The following is a 19,287-nucleotide window of genomic DNA, read 5'->3' on the forward strand; positions in this document are numbered from 1 at the left end:
CAAGAGTGTAATCAGAAAAAATATATTGTTATTTCTGTGTTTAAAGCTAATCTTGATTGAATGTTTTACTTAAAATAAAAAACCTTTTTCTGAAATTTTCATTTAATGAAAATCAGAAAAAGGTTTTTATTAAGAGAAACGAAATGTTTCTTAGAATTTGTATCTTAAACTTGTCATTACCTGACGAGGTGCGATTGGATTCACACTATAGTTCTCGTGAACAGTATAGTTTAATTCGTTTGTAATGTTTGATAATTTACATAAGATTGAGATTTTTCTCCAAGTGTAACCTGCAGATACATCAATTGTAGTGTAAGCATCTAAAGGAATTTCTCTGTCATTGATTCCGTTTGGTTTTGTTGAGTCATATTGACTGTTCCAACCACCAACTCTATCTCCAATGTAGTTTCCAATTGCTCCAATAGAAACACCTTTTAGGAGGCCGTCTTGTACAGTATAAAAGAAACTTAAGTTTGCTGTATTAGCTGGAGTTCTTACTAAACGATCTCCTTCGATAAAACTACCATTAGCTCCAGAAGTTTTTGTGTAACGCATATCGTTATAGCTATACCCAGCGATGATGCTTAAACCGTCTACAGGTTTAGCAGTAATATCAATTTCTATACCTTTACTTTTAGTTTCTCCGCTTAAAACTTTAATAGTTGAATCTGAGTTAGGAGATCCGTCAGCTTTAAATTCAGCAGTTTGTGCTAAGTTACTATTAGTAATTTGGTATACAGTAACGTTTGTACTTAATAAACCTCTCCAGAAATCTTTTTTCACACCAAACTCATATTGGTCAATGATAGAAGGTTTTATAGCTTGTAAATCTACAGTTGTACCTGTATTAGGTGTAAATGAGTTAGAGTAGCTTCCAAATAATGAGATGTCTTTTGTTGGTTGAAAAACAAGACCAATTTTCGGAGAAAATGCTTGATCTGTAAGTTTATCACCTTTAGTTACTGTGGTTGGTGATTTAGTATAATCAGTTGTCTCAACTTGAGTTTCTTGCCATGACCAACGTAATCCTGCTAAAACTTTAAATTGTTCTGTAATTGAAATTAAATCTTGGAAATAAACTCCAAAACGATTTGAATCTGTATTTGCTAGTTTAGTTGCTTTTGCATTTGGGATATCCATACGTTGTCCCATATAGGTAAGGTCGTAAATGTTTACACGATCGTAAGCATTTGGAATGTATTTTCCTTTAGCATCTTTTATTGCTTCTTCGCTGAATGCATAAGTATATGCTTGTGCAAATGAGTTTTCGAAATCAACACCCGTGAAAAGTTGGTGTTTTACTCTTCCAGTATTGAAAGTTCCTTGTAAGCTTAATTGGTCTCCCATTATTTGTTCAAAATTATCATTTTGACCTAATGGACGAATATAATCACCGTCTATATACTTTGGAATAGTAGTATCAATAGATACACGTTCAGTACCTTTAGAAGTTCTGTGGTAATTTTGGAAAGAAGTATTAAAGTTTAATTTCCAATTGTCATTAAAATCGTGATTTACTAAAGCCGAAACACTTGTTTGAGTAGTTTTTCCGTTTGACCAAAGTGCTCCTAAATATTTACCTCTTGGTACATCTGCAAGTTCTTTGCCGATTATTCCTGTTCCAAAATCTGGAGTCCAGTCGTAGCTTAAATAATCTCCTTGTAATGTAATTTGAGTTTTGTTGTTTACTTTAAATAAGAACGAAGGATTTATGTAATAACGCTCATTTTTTACAATATCTCTAAAGCTTTCAGAGTTTTCGTAAGTACCTGTAAAACGATATGCGATGTATTTGTTTAAAGGTCCGTAAACATCTACAGATGGTTTGTAAAAAGAGTTACTTCCCATTTGCATAGATACTTCACCACCATGTGTAAATTGTGGAGTTTTAGTAACCATATTTATAATTCCACCAGGAGCAACGTTTCCGTATAATAAAGCGGCACTTCCTTTTAAGAATTCTACTTTGTCTAAAGAAGAAACCTCTGGCATAGAACCACTGCTGTAACGAAATCCGTTTTTGAACATATTATTTGTTGACATGTCATAACCTCTTGAGAAAAAAGATTCCTGAGCACCACCACGAGCTGATCCTACATAAACACCATTCATGTTTTTGGTAACTTCACTTAATCTGATAGCTTGTTGTTGCTCGATTACCACATTATCTATTACTTGTACACTTTGTGGAAGATCCATAACTTTAATACCTGAACGTACTGCAGTTACGGGTTTTCTTTGTTTATTGGCTGTAATTACAACTTCATTAAGAATTTCTCCTTTTTTGTTTTTTACAGTATCAGTAATTGCTGTGGCTGTGTCACGATTTTCGACTGTGTTTGCTCTCCCTTGTGCAAAACCTGTTAGGCCGAATAATAATCCTAAAGTAGGCAATAAAATATGTTTCATGTTTGTTTATTTGGAATAAAAAAAAATAACGGCACAAAAGTAATGTCTATGATTGGATAATCAAAACTTATTTAGATTAATTATGCTTAATTTTTAACAAATATTTATAATTTGATTTAAAGCATAAACAATAAAACCCTGTTTATGTAAACAGGGTTTTATTGTTTTATATAAAAAGTTAAAATATAATCTTATTTTTAAGAATTTAATTTATTTAACTTCAATTGAGTAAGTTGCCATTTTCCAGATTTCGTCGTATTTTTTTCCATTGTGTTCACCAGCACTTTTATCTGTATGAGCAAATTCTACCATATATTGACCAGACCAAATTGGCGTAAATTCAAATTGACCTTTATCATCAGTATATAATTCTTTTTCCCAACCATTTGGTGCAATTACTTTGATTTTTTGCTTTTTTGCAGCAACACCATCATATAATGCAAACCCGGATAGTTTTACATTTTTCTTAGCTACATCAGCATTTTCAGAGAATACACCAATTGTATTCTTGTTTGCAGTAGCATTATTACCTGCAGTTTTGTTGCCGACAACAACATTAGCGCTAGAGTTATAATCTAATTTCATTGTACCATATACATCCTTTACAGTATGTTGCATTACTACAGTATAAACGCCATCTTCTTCTGGAGTAAAAAAGGCTTGGTATTTTTTCTCTAAAGCTGTTGGGGTTAATTTGATCTCTTTTTTAGAAGGACTTATCAATACTAAAGAGAAATCTTTTAAATCCGAAAACCATTTTGCAGCTGGAGTAATATCATTATCTGAAAATTCTCCAAAGTATATTGAAATTTCTTGTGGCTTTCCTTTTGTACCCGTTGCTTTCGTTTCAATCCAAAGGGCATGAGCAAATAATTGAGGACTTAGTAATAGGGTTAATAATACTAATACAGTTTTTAAAGGGGTTAATTTCATGATGTAAATATTTAAGTTGATTTTTATTAGAAATTCCTTTAGCAAATATTTTCCCCAAGGAATTCGTTTATTTTAAAATTTGTAACAAATGTAAAATTTAAAATTCGTTAATCAATACTTATTTAGACTAATTATCGATAATGTTCTTTTTAAATTTTTACTTATAAAAGTCTTTGAGAGTAATAAAATAAAAATGAATCAATTTTCATTTGTTAATGAGTTAGTTATGGTTTTTAAAGACTTTAGTTTTATAGATGTTATAAGATGAAGTTTAATAAAGCTTAATTTTGCGGCCATAATAAATTCAAATTTGCTACATGATTATATCATATTTTAAGAAATTACAACATTCTCCTAAAGGATTCAGACTAGCAAATACGGTATTTTTCTTTGTATCAGGATTCGGATACTCTTCTTGGGCATCTCGTATTCCGAGTATTAAAGCACAATTAGACTTAAGCGAAGCAGAGTTCGGAGCTGTTTTATTTGCATTTCCAATAGGTCTTATGTTTACAATGCCATTTACAGGAAAGCTATTAAATAAATATAGTAGTAGATATTGTATGCTCCTTGGGGCTGTTTTATTTAATATTGTTTTGGCTTTACCAGGTTTTAGTGCTTTTGTTTGGCAGTTGGTAATTATCCTTTTAATATTTGGTGCTTCGCGAAATATTCTCAACTTATCCATGAATGCACAAGCTCTTGAGGTTCAGAAACTGTATCCAAAATCGATCATGACACGATTTCATGCCGTTTGGAGTTTGGCAGGATTTGCAGGAGCAGGTTTAGGATATGTTATGGTGGCACAAAATATTGCTGCATCATATCATTTACTAGGAATAAGTATTGCTATGATGGCAATTACAGCATGTTTTTACCCAATGAGTATTCATACAGAACCTATTCCGGATAAAAAGAAATTCTTTTCGATGCCAGATAAAAACTTAATAAAGTTTGCTTTAATCTGTTTTGTTTCCATGGCATGCGAGAATACGATGTATGACTGGAGCGGAATCTATTTCCAGAATGTGCTACACGCTTCGTCAAAACTGACTACGGCAGCATTTGTGTTTTTTATGACAGCAGTTACTTTAGGTCGTTTTTTTGGAGATTATGCAGTACAAAAATTAGGTATAAAACGCATCTTGTTTTACAGCGGTATTTTTATAACAATAGGATTTTTAATCTGTTTTTTATTCCCTTTTATTTACCCAACAATATTTGGTTATCTCCTAATAGGGATTGGAGTTTCTTGTGTAGTCCCGTTAGTTTTCAGTATTGCCGGACAATCAAAAAGCTTGAGTAATGGCTCTGCTTTAACCTCTATTTCTACTATTGGATATCTTGGATTTTTAATTGTACCGCCAATGGTTGGTTTTATATCTGAATTTTTAAGTATGAAATGGGCTTTCTTGATAATGGCTTTTCTTGGTATGCTAATGATATTTATGGTAAATAAGATTGGGGAGGAAGAGTAAGGTTCTAAGTAGCTATGGTTTTTACAATATTTTTGAATGCTGATTAACGATTTGAGATTTTTGATTTTGTGTGAATAAATAAAAGAGTATCTATTTTAAGAGATTCCTTACATCTGATATCAAAAAATGTTAGTCAAAAATCTTAAATCATTTTTTTATCGCTTTAACCAATTCGATGATTCCGTATATAATTAAGTGTAGTGTTAGAAGCGCTAAACCATAAAATAAGACCGATAATGAACCTCCATATTTAAAATTATTTTCATCTGAAAAAATATAAAGCATGAAAAGGGTATAGGCTGAAAATACGATTAAGTTTAGTTTGAAGCTTATCTTTTTGGTTAAGATGAAACCTAAATAGAAATAAAAAAATACAACAATGTAGCATAAATACAAAAGTGAGAAGTCAGAATCAGTTGGAAACATTCAAAATGTATTTATTAATGTTGTATTTCAGTTTTTATAAATTTAAAAGAATTACTTCTTCACCATAACAAACTTCTCCGAAGATAATTTCCCTTGTAGTTTCCCCGAAATTTCAGCAGTTAAAGTATTGTTTGCGTCTTTGGTATAGCTAATTTTTTGTGGATAATCGTGTTTTGGATTTTCAAAAACTAATCCTTTTTCGGTTGAAGTGGTTAACTCAAAAGCTACAGCTTCATCATTGTTTTGACCTTTTACTGTAGCATTGTAAGTCAAGGTTTCTCCTTTTTGCTGTAATTTGATAGTTTCAAAATGAATGGTATCTTTTCCTTTTATGAAATATGAACTTCCCTGAAAAGTACTATCGTTCAATTTACTCCATGTTTCAGTTAAAGTTCCTTCTGGTGAAACATTTTCCCATTTTCCGATAAGCCAATCAGCTGTTTTTATTTTGTCTTTTTCTGGAGTTTCAGCATTTTTACAAGAAACAACAGCCAATAAAAGTAGTATGAAAGTAATTTTTTGAGTCATTATGTATTTGTGTTTGATATTATTTTGAATTGCTAAATTAGGAAAAAAAAGTTAGCCACTAATTTCACGAATTTATTTTGAAACTTGTCACAGATTTGAAGGATCAAAAAAGAATTATTGTTTCACGATTTTTTCACGCAGATTCTACAGATTTAAGCAGATACTCGCAGATTTATATAATTCTAAATCAAAATTAAATCTGTCCAAATTTGCAGAATCTGCGTGAAACAAAAAATCAATTTAATCCTTTAAATCTGTGGCGGAAAAACTAAACGCTTTCTTGTAAAATAGAATAAACTAGTTCTTTGGTAGGTTTTTGATCTTTTAGTTTTTCTCTAACTACATCAAAAGTTACTTTAAAATCACAACCCAATTTATAATCCCCGCAACCATAAGCCGTTTTCCCTTTCATTATCGTTCCCTTTTTGCATTTAGGACACGTTAAAGAGTCTGATATTGCTGCCGAAGCTGCTTTTGGAGTTGCTTTTTTAGGTTCTAGTTTTAGTTTGTAATTTTCTTCAAAACGAATCAAGCCTTCTACTGTACCAGCATCGGTTTTAAAACCTTTTATATTTACTGTAGATCCTTTCTGGACTAATCTTAAATATTGGTTTTCAGATATTTTTTTGTCTGCAAAAGTATAAGGCAATACAAAATCGCAACCCGCTTTATAATTACCACAACCATAAGCAGACTTTCCTTTTATAAGTGTTGCTTTTTGACATTTAGGACAGGTTTCTGCCAAGATTCCTGCAGCTTTCTTTTTCTCAACTTTGGCAACTTCTTTTTGCACGCTTCCAGCATGCGAAATGTTGGCGTGTCTGGTTTCACTTCGTACTTCATATACCAAAGCTTCAACCATGCGTTTCATATTGATAATAAAAGCACCAGCGGTAAAAGTTCCTTTTTCGATATCTTTCAACTGCTTTTCCCAAGACCCCGTAAGTTCTGCTGATTTTATTAATTCATTCTGAATCGTATCTATAAGCTGAATCCCTGTAGGTGTTGGTAAAACCTGTTTTTTGTTTCGAACAATGTATTGACGTTTAAAAAGGGTTTCGATAATATTTGCTCGAGTAGATGGACGTCCGATCCCGTTTTCTTTCATCAATTCGCGTAAATCCTCATCATCAACTTGTTTTCCTGCAGTTTCCATGGCACGCAGTAAAGTCGCCTCTGTAAACTGATTAGGCGGTTTGGTTTCCTTTTCTAGGAACGAAGGTTCATGCGGACCTTTTTCTCCCACAACAAAACTGGGTAATAAATCGGCTTCTTTTTCTTTTGCGTTTGGATCTTCAAAAACAACGCGAAAACCTTTTTTTATGATTTCTTTTCCAGTGGTTTTAAAATGTACTTCGGCTGCTTTTCCTATTACGGTTGTATTGGCAACCAAACAATCATCATAAAATACGGCAATAAATCGTTTTGTAATAATATCATAGACTTGCTGCTGATTGTATTGCAAATTAGATTGTATTCCCGTTGGGATAATTGCGTGGTGATCGGTTACTTTTTTATCATTAAAAACCTTAGGCGATTTTTTTATCTTTTTTTCTAAAAGAGGTTGCGTTAATTCGGCATAATTGGTTAATTTTTGCAGAATCCCTGGAACTTTAGGGTAAATATCGTTTGGTAAAAATGTAGTATCAACTCTCGGATATGTAACTACTTTTTGTTCGTACAGAGTTTGTACAATTTTAAGTGTTTCATCTGCCGAGAAACCAAATTTTGTATTGCAATATACTTGTAAACCTGTTAAATCAAATAGTTTTGGGGCATATTCGTTCCCGTTCTTTTTTTCAACCGAAACAATTTCAAATTCGCTTTCTTTGACTTTATTAGCCAAAAGCTCACCATCTTCCTTTTTCAAGAAACGACCTTCTTCATAACTAAAAAGGGTTTCTCTGTATAAAGTTTGTAATTCCCAATAGGGTTGAGGTTTAAAATTTTCGATTTCTTTCCAACGATCCACAACCATTGCCAATGTTGGGGTTTGCACGCGTCCAATAGACAATACTTGTTTGTATCCACCATGTTTTACGGTGTACAAACGGGTGGCATTCATACCCAATAACCAGTCACCAATCGCTCTGGAAAATCCTGCGTAGAATAAATTATCGTAATTGGCTGATGGTTTTAAGTTTTCAAAACCCTCTTTTATAGCTTCGGTTGTTAAGGACGAAATCCATAAGCGTTGTACTTCGCCTTTATAATTGGCTTCATTCATGACCCAACGCTGGATTAGTTCTCCTTCTTGTCCAGCATCCCCGCAGTTTATAACTACTTCGGCTTTGTCAAACAAGCCTTTTACAATTTTAAATTGTTTCTGGATTCCTGAATTTTCAACGACTTTGGTTTCAAATTTTTCAGGAAGCATAGGTAGATTGTTCAGATCCCAGCTTTTCCAATGCGGTTTGTAATCGTTAGGTTCTTTTAAGGTGCATAAATGTCCAAAAGTATACGTTACGGCATATCCGTTGCCTTCATAATACCCATCGTGTTTGGTATTGGCTCCTAAAACGGATGCGATTTCGCGCGCTACACTTGGTTTTTCAGCAATACAGACCTTCATTTTCTCCTTCTTATTAGAAGGCAAAATTAAGGATTTTTTATAAGAAAGGAGCAAGGCTTCTTAGGAACAAAGGGACAAAGGTTCTTTTTGAATATTGCAGAGGTACATTTTTTTTGTTTCACGCAGATTGCTAAAAGATTAGAGTTGTTATTGTTGTAGCTAGAAAGTAGAGCGGTTTTTTATTCAAACTTTTTAAAGTTTTTACTCCAATAGTTTTGCGCTGTGCGAGTCTTACCTGCGCTGTGCGAAGTTTCCCGACTTCGTACCCATTACTATATTCCGTCACGATTTTAAAAATTTAATACCTACGCTGTGCGAAGTCTCCCGACTTCGTACCCATTGCTATATTCCGTCACAATTTTCAAAATTTAATACCAGTGCTGTGCGAAGTCTCCCGACTTCGTACCCATTGCTATATTCCGTTACAATTTTCAAAATTCAATACTCATTATATCGGGTGAAATTATTCGAATTTAGTGTGTCAACAATAGGAATGTCAGCTTTTTCAATTTTTAATAGACCTGTATCTGTGATATAATTACTAGCACTAGAATAGATATAATGCGATGCTTTTTCGACAATTCCACCACGAACGGGATTAAGATGAATGTAATTCAACTTTGACCACATAAATTTGTTGCTATAAATTTCTTCAGGATGACTGCCATATTGCCAAAACTGATAGTTTTTGTTTCTAGAATGACTTTCTGTTGCTAATTTAAACCGTTCGAGCATCCATTCTCTTCGACTTTCTGGTTCAGATTTTATCTTTCCTATAATTTTTGTAGCAGTAAATTTTTTAAAATCTCGTAACAAATCCGATAATTCTCCATTACCAGATTGTACTATCATATGAATATGATTACTCATAATTACATATCCGTACAAAACCATTGATTTGTTTGTAATACAGAAATCTAAAGATTCAATAACTAGGTCTCTGTAAATTTTTCTCGTAAAAATATCAACCCAATCAACAACAGTTATTGTTATAAAGTGTGGTAAATTTTGATCTCTTATTTTATATCCGCCTTGCATTTTCTATCTCTGATTGTTGCTTATTGGAATGTGTGCGAAGTCTCCTGACTTCGTACAGCAAACGTGCATAATAAACGTGTGTTTTTGCGATATTTATTTTTAATAACTACCTCTTCTTTCTTCTATTTGTAAAGTATTTTCGAACAGGAATATCATAAAAAACCATTGTAAGATAGGCGATACCCAATAAAAGAATTGTTCCTATAGTCATAATAAGAACTAGTTGGCTTGTATCTGGTTTGTACTTAGTGTAATAGTTTGCAAATATCCACATTACAGCATAATGGGTCATGTATAGCGGATAGGATATGTTTCCGAGAAAAACGCATAGTTTTTTGAATCCTGGTGCTAGAGTTGCTCCAGCTCCTAATATAATTAATAGAGGGAAATACAACAGTACAACTATAGGTTCTGTAAGCCAGTTCCAGTCAGAAAAAGGGACTAAGAAAGCTAAAAGCAATAATACTGATAAACCAATAAAACCTAGTTTAGAATTTATAATCCAGTTAGAACGATAAATGAGCATTCCTGCCAAGAAAGAATACGAAATACGAGCACAACCATCCCAAAAGTTTTCTCCGCTCCATCCGCCCATTAAGGAACCTCCCGCGCGGTGACTAACAAAACAAATTCCCGCTGCGGCAAAAATGGTTAATAAAAACAAAGAACGACGACTTAGTTTATAAAGGAAAAGTGCATAAAGAATATTGGCAACGTATTCCCAGAACAACGACCATCCCGGCGCATTTAAACCAAAGAGGTTAAAATATCGATCTGCCATTACAGGAAGAGGAATCAGGAATATAGAAGCTAAGAATATCAGAATCAGTTTACCTATCTCGTAAGTTCCAGATTGACCGCCAAAAGGGTCAAAAAGGAAAGCTAAAAATCCTAATACAGAACCAAAAATAACTAAAGGATGTAACCTGATTAGCCTTAACTTGAAAAAATCGGTAATTTTCATTTTATCGATTCGGTCATGATAAGCGTAGGCAATAACAAACCCAGAGAGACAAAAGAAAAAGTCGACTGCTAAAAATCCGTGAGCGATGAAGTTTTCGTTTGGCGGATAAACTATTTCCATAAAATGAAAAATTACAATCGCCACAGCGGCAATTCCTCTTAAGCCATCAAGGATTTCAAAATGTTGTTTTGGTTTTAAAACTTCGGTATTTTGTGTGGTCATGGTTAGTAGTGTGGTATTTTAATAGCGTGTTTTTTGGTTGGTTTTCTGGTAAAATGTTCAGCGTAGGTATTTTGTAATTGTCTCAACGAACATTAGCAACAATCATTAAGAATACGGTCGTGTACGATTACAAATGTCATCCATAACACGATTACGATCGATAAGATATTAATAATTGTAAGTGTTGTGTAATATTTTCTCTTAAAAGCATTAGTCTTATTAATGATTTTTTTAGCAAAGAATTTAGAAGCAATCGGGATTAGCGCCACAAAGAACAAAACAATAATTCCGGGATAAAAACCAGTGAATGAAATACCAATAATACTGAATATAGCAACCGTAAGAGATAATGCCATTGCTATGGAAGTAACTATACTAAATGTTTTTGGTTCCATTTGTGAAGGTTTATTTTTAGGTAAATATAGTATTTTCTTACAAATAAATAGATCTTCGTATTTTTTGGCTAGTTTTTGATTCTGAGGCTAGTGAAAAACGCAGGTGTTGTTATATTTTTTTTATCTCTGAAATGTCTAATACATCACTCAACTTATTTAGGCTTGATTTAGAAAATTTTCTGAATGCGAGTTCAATAAACATATATCGAATTATAGCTATTTGAAGTATTGCAACAAGTATAAAAAGGACTGAAAATTCTTCTTTAACAAACAGCGCTTGAACAATTAAGGCTATAATAGGAAAACACCAAATAATGCTTAATAAAATCCTGAACCCTTTATTTATTTCTACATTTAGTAGTCCGTTTTGGTTTTTAATTTCACCAGTTAAAACACAAAAAGCACCTTTTCCTATTTCAGATGAGATTATTCTAAATGTATTATCTTTTATTATTCCAAGAAATGACTTGTCGGTAATCTTAGAATATAAACTTTCGGACAATTCTGTTCTTCGCTTTAAGCGATCAAGAGTAGCAGCTTCTTCTCCAACTATTTTAAAAGTATAATTGTTTGTTGGGAATATTTTCATTTTTTCTATTGGTTAGTTTTATTTAAGTCGAGTTTGTATAACCAATATCGTTTTCCGAGGCGTTGGTCTATTTCTTTTAAAATTTTAAATCCTAAGCTTTCATAAATATGTCTTGCTTTGTCCATAATCTCAGAAGTATGAAGAGCAATAACAGTTTCATTATTCTGTTGTGCAATGTCTATACATAAAGTTGTTAGTTTCTTTCCAATTCCTTGTCCTCCAAAGGTTGGGTCAACAGTCACGAAACGGATATAAGACCATTCTTTGTCATAAATATCTGTTGGGTTGCCTTTAGGAACTAAAAATGCCATTCCTACTATTTCGTTTTGGTCAGTCGTGCTTACTATGCAATGCGATTTATCAAGTAATTCAGTGTAAGTATTATCATCCGTTAAGGAGTTGGATAAATTTTCCCAGTTTTCAGTTGTTAGGTTTTCCTTAAATTGTCCCCAAGATTTTATAGCTAAATTTTTTAAGCCAGCTAAATCGGTTTTAGTTCCTTTTCTATAAGTTATTTCCATTTTTATTTAACTGATGTTATTTGAGCTCATTTATAGATTGTAAACCAATTTAAATATGTTTTTGAAGCTTGATGCTCTACGAAGTCGGGAGATTTCGTAGAGCTGTTTTAATGTTTTACGCTTTAAAAATATCAAGTTTTTTCATCCAGAAAATTCCTGATTCTAAAAACGTAAGTTTTGTTTTGATTACTTGATCTGTTTTATCTTTCGGATTTTTGGTTACAAATCTAGCCTTCGAATTATTAAAATCTAAGGTGTATTTATCATCAAAGTCTTCTTTTTTATTTGATGAAAAAGTAATTACATTGTCTTTTGAAGTCCATTTTCCTTTTCCGTATTTATTTACTTCTGGTGGAGTTCCTTCTTGAATTTTTGAATACGAATGAAATAAAAATGTCCCGTCTTGATTTAAGGTCAGTTTGTATTCGATGTTATGTTTTCCTTCTTCTGTAAGTGTACGATTATAATCGCCAGCGAATGCTTTAGATTGTGCAAATAAGGTTAGGTTGGAAATTAAAAGTAAGGTTGTAATTAATAGTTTCATTGGTTTGGTTTTTTTAAGGTTTGTAAATGTTATCGCATTATTTTTAAGGCTAGCGCGAGCGTCCCGCTCGTGACTATTTTTTATGTTTTTTTTGGCTAAAATATTTTGATTGAGCTTACGAGCGGGACGCTCACGCCAGCAAGAGACTTAGCAGTAAAACTATTTTAGAAGTTGAATTATTTCATTATTCTTCGTTTCTTCTGCGGCTTTTAAAGCTGTCATTCCGTTATCGTCTTTGATGTTTTTATCGGCACCTTTATTTAATAATAATTTTGTTAGCTCTATGTTCTGATTTGCTGCTGCCCACATTAAACATGTCATTTTAAAACCATCTGTTTTATTGATATCAGCACCATTTTCGATTAAAAATTTTGAGATTTCAAGCTCATTATTCATTACAGCTTGCATTAATACAGGGATATAAAACGATTGGTTTATTTTTCGGATATAATTTGCTTGCGATTTATCTTTTTTGATAATCTTTTTTACAGCATCTAAATTATGTTCAAAAATGGCTTTAAAAAGTTTTTCTCCTGATTCCTGAGAATACGTGCTTATTGAAAATCCTAATAAAAATAAAAGTAATAATTTCTTCATCGAAATGGTTTTGAGGTTTGTAAAATGTTGATTAATGTTTGGTTTTGATAGTATAGATTTTGTAATCCATAATACACAAAGATTAATTTTTTCTTCATATAAATGTTAAAAAGCTACAAAAATATTTTCTTGTAGCTTTTATTCAATAGTTCACTGCTAAGATCATAAATATAAACTTCAGTTGAATACAACCGATTGTATACAATCACATAAAAGTAATCTGTTACTTGTAATTTTGTCTTTATAAAAAATAAGATAACAATCAATGAAATTCAATAATGGAAATAAAACATAAAAAATCAGTCACAGAATTATTAGAATCAATGAATAAGGTAGAATATTTCAAAAAACTAAGACCTGAGGATAATACTGATGATTCGTTTAGCGTAACACTAAAAGTATCTTGTTATAACGAGCTAAATATTATGGTTTCTGACCTTCTTAAAGCAAGCATTATTTTGCTAAATGAAGATGCTCGCAATTTATCCAATTTAACAAAAGTTACCGATATTAATGTAATGACTCTGCTTGAAATTGCTTTGCAACTTCTGCCAGAGCAAGAAATGGAATTATTGGATGATTTGCATAAGATTCATTTGAAGTCTAATAAAGAATAAATCTTCTCGAAAAACAAAATGTTCATTAAAATTTCGGATGCTGTACGAAGTCCTATGACTGGCGTAAGCGATTAGAATACTACGTAGAGCGGGTAAAAGGTTTTTTTGTAATAAAACTACTTTTTTATTATATAATTTGGTTTTATTTTATTTCTTTGTGAGAATACTTACTAAATTAATTAACTATGATGAAAAAAACTTTACAATCTATTACCGCTTTATTTTTTATATTTTTTTTAAGTTGCTCTTCAGAGAATGAGATGCCAAAAGAAGAACCAACAGCATTACCTACTGCTGATTTTTCATTTAAGGTTAATGAAACAACCACACCAAAAACGATAGTATTCGAGAATAAATCTACAAACGCAACTGAGTATTTATGGGATTTTGGAGATAAAACTACTTCATCAGAGAAAAACCCAAGTCATTCTTATACTGCCGCAGGTACGTATTTAGTAAAATTAACTGCAACAGGAGCGGGAGGTAAGGCTACAACAACAAATACTGTAATTATTGCAGCTCCACCGGTTGCAACTACTGTTAAAATAACAAAGGTGACGGTAACTAAAATGCCATTTATGGATTATAATGGTAATAGATATGAGAGTGCATACATTAGATTTCATATTGTTGATAAAGAAACTTATATGGATCAAGTAAATTCTGAAATTTTTAAAAATATTTCTAAAACACAATTACCTTTTACTTGGACTCTAACCGAACCAAAGGTAATTAAGGATCTTTCGATAGAATATGAATTTTCAATCAGTAAAATTGAAGGGGCGTTTGGTAATACAATCGGAGGGAGTATGTTTGCTATAATGAAAGATTATACTACTGGCGCAAATGCATACCCTAAAACAATTACTCTAAATTATATCCCTAACAACCCAATCCCATTCCTAGACAGTCAAAATGTTACATTAATTTTAGACGTAACTTGGCAATAAAATAGTTTAACGGTTTCTGTTATAAACAAAAGCTTCTTAATTAATAATTAAGAAGCTTTTGTTTTTTGAGATTGTTGTAAGCATATTTTTAGAGGAGTTACATAAAAACAGATTTGTATTATCTGGTATTAAAATAAAAACGACAAAAGATAATTGCTTCAAAAAGAGCTTTTTAAAAGATTAAAATAATTATATTCGTTCTTCTAAATTTAGTCCTAACCTACTATAAATGAGTATGAAACAAGCAAATACTATAGACGAAGTAATTCAGTTTTTAGATGAAATAATAGAAAAATCAAAACTCGAGCAAAGCGCCTTGGGTTTGTTTGCCGCCCTATATCGTGAAGTTACAGTAAGAGTAAAAGAAGGTATCCGTGATGGTTCTTTTCAGAATGGTGAACGAATGGAAAAATTGGATGTTATTTTTGCCAATCGGTACCTAAAAGCCTATTACGAATGTCAAGCCAAAGAGAAACCATGCGAATGTTGGGGATTCTCCTTTGAGCAAGCAGAAAAATTTTGGCCAATAGTTGTGCAGCACTTACTTCTCGGAATTAATGCTCACGTAAATCTTGATTTAGGTATAGCCTCAGCTCAAGTGAGTACGGTAGATAACATCGGAGATTTAAAATCTGATTTCGACCAAATAAACACCATTCTGAGCAATCTGGTTGGAAGTGTCGAAAAATGCTTAATTAAAATTTGGCCAACGCTCACAACTATCCTAAAACTAACAGGCAAAATAGATAACTTTTTTATTGATTTTAGCATGGAAACCGCCAGAGATGGAGCTTGGAAATTTGCTAACGAATTTGTAGCAGTTCCAGAAACCGAAAGGGAAGCCTGTATACAGCTAAGAGATGAAAGAATAACAGAAATTGCCCGATTAGTTTCGAACCCAGGGTATTTTGTTAGCGCTGTTTTCAAGTTCATTCGCTTATTTGAAAGAGGAACTGTCGCTCAAAAAATAATTGATATGCAGATAATCGAACAACAAAAAATTGAATGTGCTGTTGCATAGATAATTTTTCTCTTCACGAGTTTTGTTTTTCTTTGTGACTTATTGGAGTGAGTACGAAGTCGGGAGACTTCGTACAGCAATTCCGATATTTAAAAAGAAATACTTCGCAGAGCAGAGTTGAATAGTTTTACGTAGTTCTATAAATTAGGAAGAGGTACAGTATTTAGTTGTGCCTCTTCTTATTTTTGATTTTGTTTATTTAGTTTGTGTTGTGAAGTTAGGAGACTTCGTAGTGCGGAAATATGTAAAAATCTTGATTGTATTTTTTTAACAAGTTTAAAAATAAAGGTTCAGCTTCATATTTATCTTTAATATCGGGAAAAAGAGCCATTGCCTCAGCCCCCTCACGGAATGATTCTTCTAAATATTCATAAAATTTCTCATCATTTCCCATTGATGAATAAATTGTTGCTTTAGTACCAATTAATTTGACATCTTTCTTTAAAGATTCAGCTTTACTAATGTATTCAAGTGCCTTATCAAAATCACCAGTCAATCTATAATAATTGCTATAGGTATGATAAATAACATCTTTATCACAGCCTAGAGATTCTGCTTCTTTAATATTGCTTAGTGCTTCCTTAAACAAAGACAAATACATATAATTAGCTGCTTTGCTGATTAAGTATTCTAATTCTTTTTTATTAATTGAATACGCAATATCTAAATCATTATTTGATTTTACAAATTCCTTTAGTTCGTAAAATATCAAAGCTCTATTGAAATAATTAATGTCATTATCGGGTTGAAATTCAATTGCAGAATTCCAATCTCTAATTGACATTTCAATATTTTTTAGTTCATAAAAATAAATAATAGCTCTATTGGTATAGAATGAAGAATCTTTAGGGCTAATTCTAATGGCTTCATTATATGCCTCTAGAGCTTTTTCATATTCTTTTAAATTTTTTAAAGAAATTGCTTGGTAATTAAAATAATCGGCATTATCATTATGAATAGCTAGTAATTTATTTGAAATATCTAAAGAATTGGTAAAATCTTTTTTGTAGGTAAAGTATAAATCGAAAAGAGCATTAAGATTATTCTCTTCATCACTTTCAATACTTGTTATTTTGATTCTTATACAAATTTCATCATCGTAATCTTTGTTTAAATGATAGCAACTTGCTAAATTCATTAAGTCTGCAATATTATTCTCATCAAGTTTTATAGCTTCTTTATAGTTTACAATGGCTTGAGCCCAGTTTTTTTCTTGCATAAAGTGGGAACCTAATGCACTATACTTTTGCTTAGTGTTTAATAAATAATTTTTAAGCGGTGTTTCTGTTAATTTTAATTGAGATTTTAGTTTTTCTTTATGTTTATGACGTGGGAAATATTTATAAAAACTAATTAATTCTTGAACATGAATTGAATAAGGATAAAAAACAGAATTTAAATGTAAAATATGGTGCATTTTATTAGAGATTTTTTCATTCTCTTCTTGAGTATTTTCATCAGTATTTTCATCTAAGTTGAATTTTTCACAATATAAATATTTTAGTTGGTCAGGAATTGGCACCTCATTTAAAAAAGAAATAAAGCTTTCGATATCATTACCTGTATAATTATCATAAACTTGTTCAAATGCGATATTGTTTTCTTGATAATATGGTAAAAAATAATTAAAAGCATTTTCGTTGAAATAGGGATTATTAAATAATTCTTCATCAATCGATATTCTATCCAATCCTACAGCAAATAAGTGGACAATATTTGCACAAGCATTTTGTACCACTAAATTTTCATTTAAAGATTTAATTTTAGTTTTGATAAAGTCAAATTTTAACCATTTATTTCCTAAATGATTTAATACCATAAATAAGCAAGTGATAGCTTTTTGCCAGACTTTATTTTCATTATCATTAATAAAATCTATTAATAAACTAATTTTTTGTTGATCAATTTTATCAAAATGAATTAAACTACATGTAATAGCGCTTACTATAACACTTCTATCATGCCATTTATATATCTGAATATTAGTTCGCACTTTTTGAATACGTTCCAAAGTAAATTTATCAATTTTTTGTGAAAAATAAATTACTTCAAATAATGCTTGTAAATCAGTATCACGAAATGTTTTTTTTACCTCTTGTAAATAATCTATTTCACCAAACATTACTTTATTAATTTTAGCTCTTAAATCATTTACTTCCTTATGAAGTTCTTTATCACCAGGATTATTTGATAATTCTTTTGTTTTGATTCCTGCAAGTTTGACAATAGTAATTAAGTCATCATCATTTAATTCTTCTTTTATTTGTTCAGGTAATATGGATAATTCAATATTATCTTTATCACAAGATAATTTTATCTTTTCTAATAGGAGAAGGTACTCTGTTAAACTATCTTCCCAATTTTCAATTTTAATTGAATTAACGTCATACTCAATAAAATCATCATCTTTTGTTGTAAAAATAAAATGTTCATTAATTGTGTAGCCATCATAAATTGTCTTAATTTTTGTAAATAAATCATTCACAAAAGGATCACTTAGACTGAATCCAACAAATAGAAAAGTTTTATTTTTGAAATGGTCTGAAAATGCATCATTATTATGATTGCTATTTTTGTAAAGATCTCTATAATCACTTTCAAAAAGTATAATACTGTGAGGATTATCACAATCTCCGTGTATTTTGTATAAAAACTGAGCCTCTTTTGATTGACTTTTTAAACTTTGAAAAGTATTTGTATTATCAAATATCTTTGGATTTAGTTTCTCAGGTTTATATTTTTCTAAAGCTTTGTCATAATTGGTAGTAATAATTTTTTCTGAAATTTTCCAAATTAAATCATGTACTTGAGATTCAGTAGGAAGATTTTTAGAAATACTTTCAATTTGTTTGTTTATTATTTCTTTGGATTTAATTTTATAATGAGGACCGTTTTTAGCATCTCTTTCTATAATATTTAATGCTTCAAATAAAGTTTTACTACCTGATTGTACTCCATTTAAAATATTTTGGAAATTAGTATCAGATGTTGCTCCATATTTACTAATTAATTCTTTGAGTATGTCTTCAATTAGACTTTTCCAAGAAGGAAATTTTAATGGAATTGAGCATCCTGCACCGATAAAAAAAACTAAATTGTTGTTTCTTATTGCTTCTTCTAATTTTTCTGGAATAATTTTTTCTTCTGTCATATTATTTTTTACAAAACTCAAAAATACATTTTAGCATTTTATTAATCAAAATTAGTCTTATTTTTAGATGATTTTCAATTGTACTGGAGAAAGGTCAATAGATAATAATTTATAAAATTTAGAATTACTAGAATAATAGATTTAAAAAAATAATTTTTATGTGTTGAACTTTGCTTAGCTAATGTTTTTGAATTTAGTTATACATTAAGGTTGTATTTCTTGTTTTATCAAATATATAAATTAACAACGATAATGCTAATATAAAGGATTTAATTTAAAATGTTTCTTAAAAATATATTGCTTTAAATAGTGAATTTTGTAAAAAATTATAC

16 protein-coding genes are annotated in these 19,287 nt (G+C 31.0%); 4 read left to right on the forward strand and 12 right to left on the reverse strand.

Annotated elements, in window-relative coordinates:
- Positions 1 to 150: 150 nt before the first annotated feature.
- Both IW20_RS03855 and IW20_RS03860 read right to left on the reverse strand, forming a co-directional pair.
- Positions 151 to 2,409, reverse strand: a complete 2,259-nt coding sequence (locus tag IW20_RS03855; protein ID WP_035619051.1) for a TonB-dependent siderophore receptor — start codon at positions 2,407 to 2,409, stop codon at positions 151 to 153.
- Between the two features lie 210 nt (positions 2,410 to 2,619).
- On the reverse strand, positions 2,620 to 3,342 hold the full coding sequence (locus IW20_RS03860; protein WP_035619066.1) for a DUF4198 domain-containing protein: 723 nt from the start codon (positions 3,340 to 3,342) through the stop codon (positions 2,620 to 2,622).
- A gap of 317 nt (positions 3,343 to 3,659) precedes the next feature.
- Between IW20_RS03860 and IW20_RS03865 the strand changes: the two genes are divergently transcribed.
- Positions 3,660 to 4,820 (forward strand): MFS transporter, encoded by a 1,161-nt coding sequence (locus tag IW20_RS03865; RefSeq protein WP_035619079.1) that lies wholly within the window; start codon positions 3,660 to 3,662, stop codon positions 4,818 to 4,820.
- 477 nt (positions 4,821 to 5,297) lie between these two features.
- Here IW20_RS03865 and IW20_RS03870 read toward each other — a convergent pair whose 3' ends face one another.
- The 9 genes from IW20_RS03870 to IW20_RS03910 all read right to left on the reverse strand — a co-directional run bounded on the left by IW20_RS03870 (position 5,298) and on the right by IW20_RS03910 (position 13,216).
- On the reverse strand, positions 5,298 to 5,774 hold the full coding sequence (locus tag IW20_RS03870; protein ID WP_035619091.1) for a DUF6265 family protein: 477 nt from the start codon (positions 5,772 to 5,774) through the stop codon (positions 5,298 to 5,300).
- A gap of 268 nt (positions 5,775 to 6,042) precedes the next feature.
- Positions 6,043 to 8,346, reverse strand: coding sequence for a type IA DNA topoisomerase (locus tag IW20_RS03875; protein ID WP_035619101.1), 2,304 nt, complete (start codon positions 8,344 to 8,346; stop codon positions 6,043 to 6,045).
- 438 nt (positions 8,347 to 8,784) lie between these two features.
- Positions 8,785 to 9,384 (reverse strand): REP-associated tyrosine transposase, encoded by a 600-nt coding sequence (locus IW20_RS03880; RefSeq protein ID WP_035619104.1) that lies wholly within the window; start codon positions 9,382 to 9,384, stop codon positions 8,785 to 8,787.
- Positions 9,385 to 9,490: 106 nt separating this feature from the next.
- Complete coding sequence (locus IW20_RS03885; protein ID WP_035619107.1) at positions 9,491 to 10,570, reverse strand: acyltransferase family protein; 1,080 nt, start codon at positions 10,568 to 10,570, stop codon at positions 9,491 to 9,493.
- 92 nt (positions 10,571 to 10,662) lie between these two features.
- Positions 10,663 to 10,965, reverse strand: a complete 303-nt coding sequence (locus IW20_RS03890) for a hypothetical protein (protein WP_035619110.1) — start codon at positions 10,963 to 10,965, stop codon at positions 10,663 to 10,665.
- Positions 10,966 to 11,074: 109 nt separating this feature from the next.
- The gene (locus IW20_RS03895; protein ID WP_035619113.1) at positions 11,075 to 11,554 is read right to left on the reverse strand and encodes a hypothetical protein; all 480 of its coding nucleotides are present in this window, start codon (positions 11,552 to 11,554) and stop codon (positions 11,075 to 11,077) included.
- A 5-nt stretch (positions 11,555 to 11,559) separates the two neighbouring features.
- Entirely contained in the window at positions 11,560 to 12,075 is a 516-nt protein-coding gene (locus tag IW20_RS03900; RefSeq protein WP_035619116.1) for a GNAT family N-acetyltransferase, read from the reverse strand.
- A gap of 115 nt (positions 12,076 to 12,190) precedes the next feature.
- Complete coding sequence (locus tag IW20_RS03905) at positions 12,191 to 12,619, reverse strand: copper resistance protein NlpE N-terminal domain-containing protein (RefSeq protein ID WP_035619118.1); 429 nt, start codon at positions 12,617 to 12,619, stop codon at positions 12,191 to 12,193.
- 159 nt (positions 12,620 to 12,778) lie between these two features.
- On the reverse strand, positions 12,779 to 13,216 hold the full coding sequence (locus IW20_RS03910) for an ankyrin repeat domain-containing protein (protein WP_035619121.1): 438 nt from the start codon (positions 13,214 to 13,216) through the stop codon (positions 12,779 to 12,781).
- 323 nt (positions 13,217 to 13,539) lie between these two features.
- Between IW20_RS03910 and IW20_RS03915 the strand changes: the two genes are divergently transcribed.
- The 3 genes from IW20_RS03915 to IW20_RS03925 all read left to right on the forward strand — a co-directional run bounded on the left by IW20_RS03915 (position 13,540) and on the right by IW20_RS03925 (position 15,804).
- Positions 13,540 to 13,833, forward strand: a complete 294-nt coding sequence (locus IW20_RS03915; protein ID WP_165571402.1) for a hypothetical protein — start codon at positions 13,540 to 13,542, stop codon at positions 13,831 to 13,833.
- 185 nt (positions 13,834 to 14,018) lie between these two features.
- On the forward strand, positions 14,019 to 14,783 hold the full coding sequence (locus IW20_RS26840; protein ID WP_081912430.1) for a PKD domain-containing protein: 765 nt from the start codon (positions 14,019 to 14,021) through the stop codon (positions 14,781 to 14,783).
- A 229-nt stretch (positions 14,784 to 15,012) separates the two neighbouring features.
- Positions 15,013 to 15,804 (forward strand): DUF5995 family protein, encoded by a 792-nt coding sequence (locus IW20_RS03925; RefSeq protein ID WP_035619129.1) that lies wholly within the window; start codon positions 15,013 to 15,015, stop codon positions 15,802 to 15,804.
- A gap of 217 nt (positions 15,805 to 16,021) precedes the next feature.
- Here IW20_RS03925 and IW20_RS03930 read toward each other — a convergent pair whose 3' ends face one another.
- A complete protein-coding gene (locus tag IW20_RS03930; RefSeq protein WP_035619133.1) occupies positions 16,022 to 18,955 on the reverse strand; it encodes an SIR2 family protein in 2,934 nt (977 codons plus the stop codon).
- Positions 18,956 to 19,287: the final 332 nt, after the last annotated feature.

Origin of the sequence: Flavobacterium hydatis (genome assembly GCF_000737695.1) — a bacterium.
Taxonomy (GTDB): Bacteria; Bacteroidota; Bacteroidia; order Flavobacteriales; family Flavobacteriaceae; genus Flavobacterium; species Flavobacterium hydatis.

Bases quoted from the DNA above. Each gene is read 5' to 3' on its own strand.
- IW20_RS03855 (WP_035619051.1), bottom strand. From the start codon at position 2,409: ATGAAACATATTTTATTGCCTACTTTAGGATTATTATTCGGCCTAACA.
- IW20_RS03860 (WP_035619066.1), bottom strand. From the start codon at position 3,342: ATGAAATTAACCCCTTTAAAAACTGTATTAGTATTATTAACCCTATTA.
- IW20_RS03865 (WP_035619079.1), top strand. From the start codon at position 3,660: ATGATTATATCATATTTTAAGAAATTACAACATTCTCCTAAAGGATTC.
- IW20_RS03870 (WP_035619091.1), bottom strand. From the start codon at position 5,774: ATGACTCAAAAAATTACTTTCATACTACTTTTATTGGCTGTTGTTTCT.
- IW20_RS03875 (WP_035619101.1), bottom strand. From the start codon at position 8,346: ATGAAGGTCTGTATTGCTGAAAAACCAAGTGTAGCGCGCGAAATCGCA.
- IW20_RS03880 (WP_035619104.1), bottom strand. From the start codon at position 9,384: ATGCAAGGCGGATATAAAATAAGAGATCAAAATTTACCACACTTTATA.
- IW20_RS03885 (WP_035619107.1), bottom strand. From the start codon at position 10,570: ATGACCACACAAAATACCGAAGTTTTAAAACCAAAACAACATTTTGAA.
- IW20_RS03890 (WP_035619110.1), bottom strand. From the start codon at position 10,965: ATGGAACCAAAAACATTTAGTATAGTTACTTCCATAGCAATGGCATTA.
- IW20_RS03895 (WP_035619113.1), bottom strand. From the start codon at position 11,554: ATGAAAATATTCCCAACAAACAATTATACTTTTAAAATAGTTGGAGAA.
- IW20_RS03900 (WP_035619116.1), bottom strand. From the start codon at position 12,075: ATGGAAATAACTTATAGAAAAGGAACTAAAACCGATTTAGCTGGCTTA.
- IW20_RS03905 (WP_035619118.1), bottom strand. From the start codon at position 12,619: ATGAAACTATTAATTACAACCTTACTTTTAATTTCCAACCTAACCTTA.
- IW20_RS03910 (WP_035619121.1), bottom strand. From the start codon at position 13,216: ATGAAGAAATTATTACTTTTATTTTTATTAGGATTTTCAATAAGCACG.
- IW20_RS03915 (WP_165571402.1), top strand. From the start codon at position 13,540: ATGAATAAGGTAGAATATTTCAAAAAACTAAGACCTGAGGATAATACT.
- IW20_RS26840 (WP_081912430.1), top strand. From the start codon at position 14,019: ATGATGAAAAAAACTTTACAATCTATTACCGCTTTATTTTTTATATTT.
- IW20_RS03925 (WP_035619129.1), top strand. From the start codon at position 15,013: ATGAGTATGAAACAAGCAAATACTATAGACGAAGTAATTCAGTTTTTA.
- IW20_RS03930 (WP_035619133.1), bottom strand. From the start codon at position 18,955: ATGACAGAAGAAAAAATTATTCCAGAAAAATTAGAAGAAGCAATAAGA.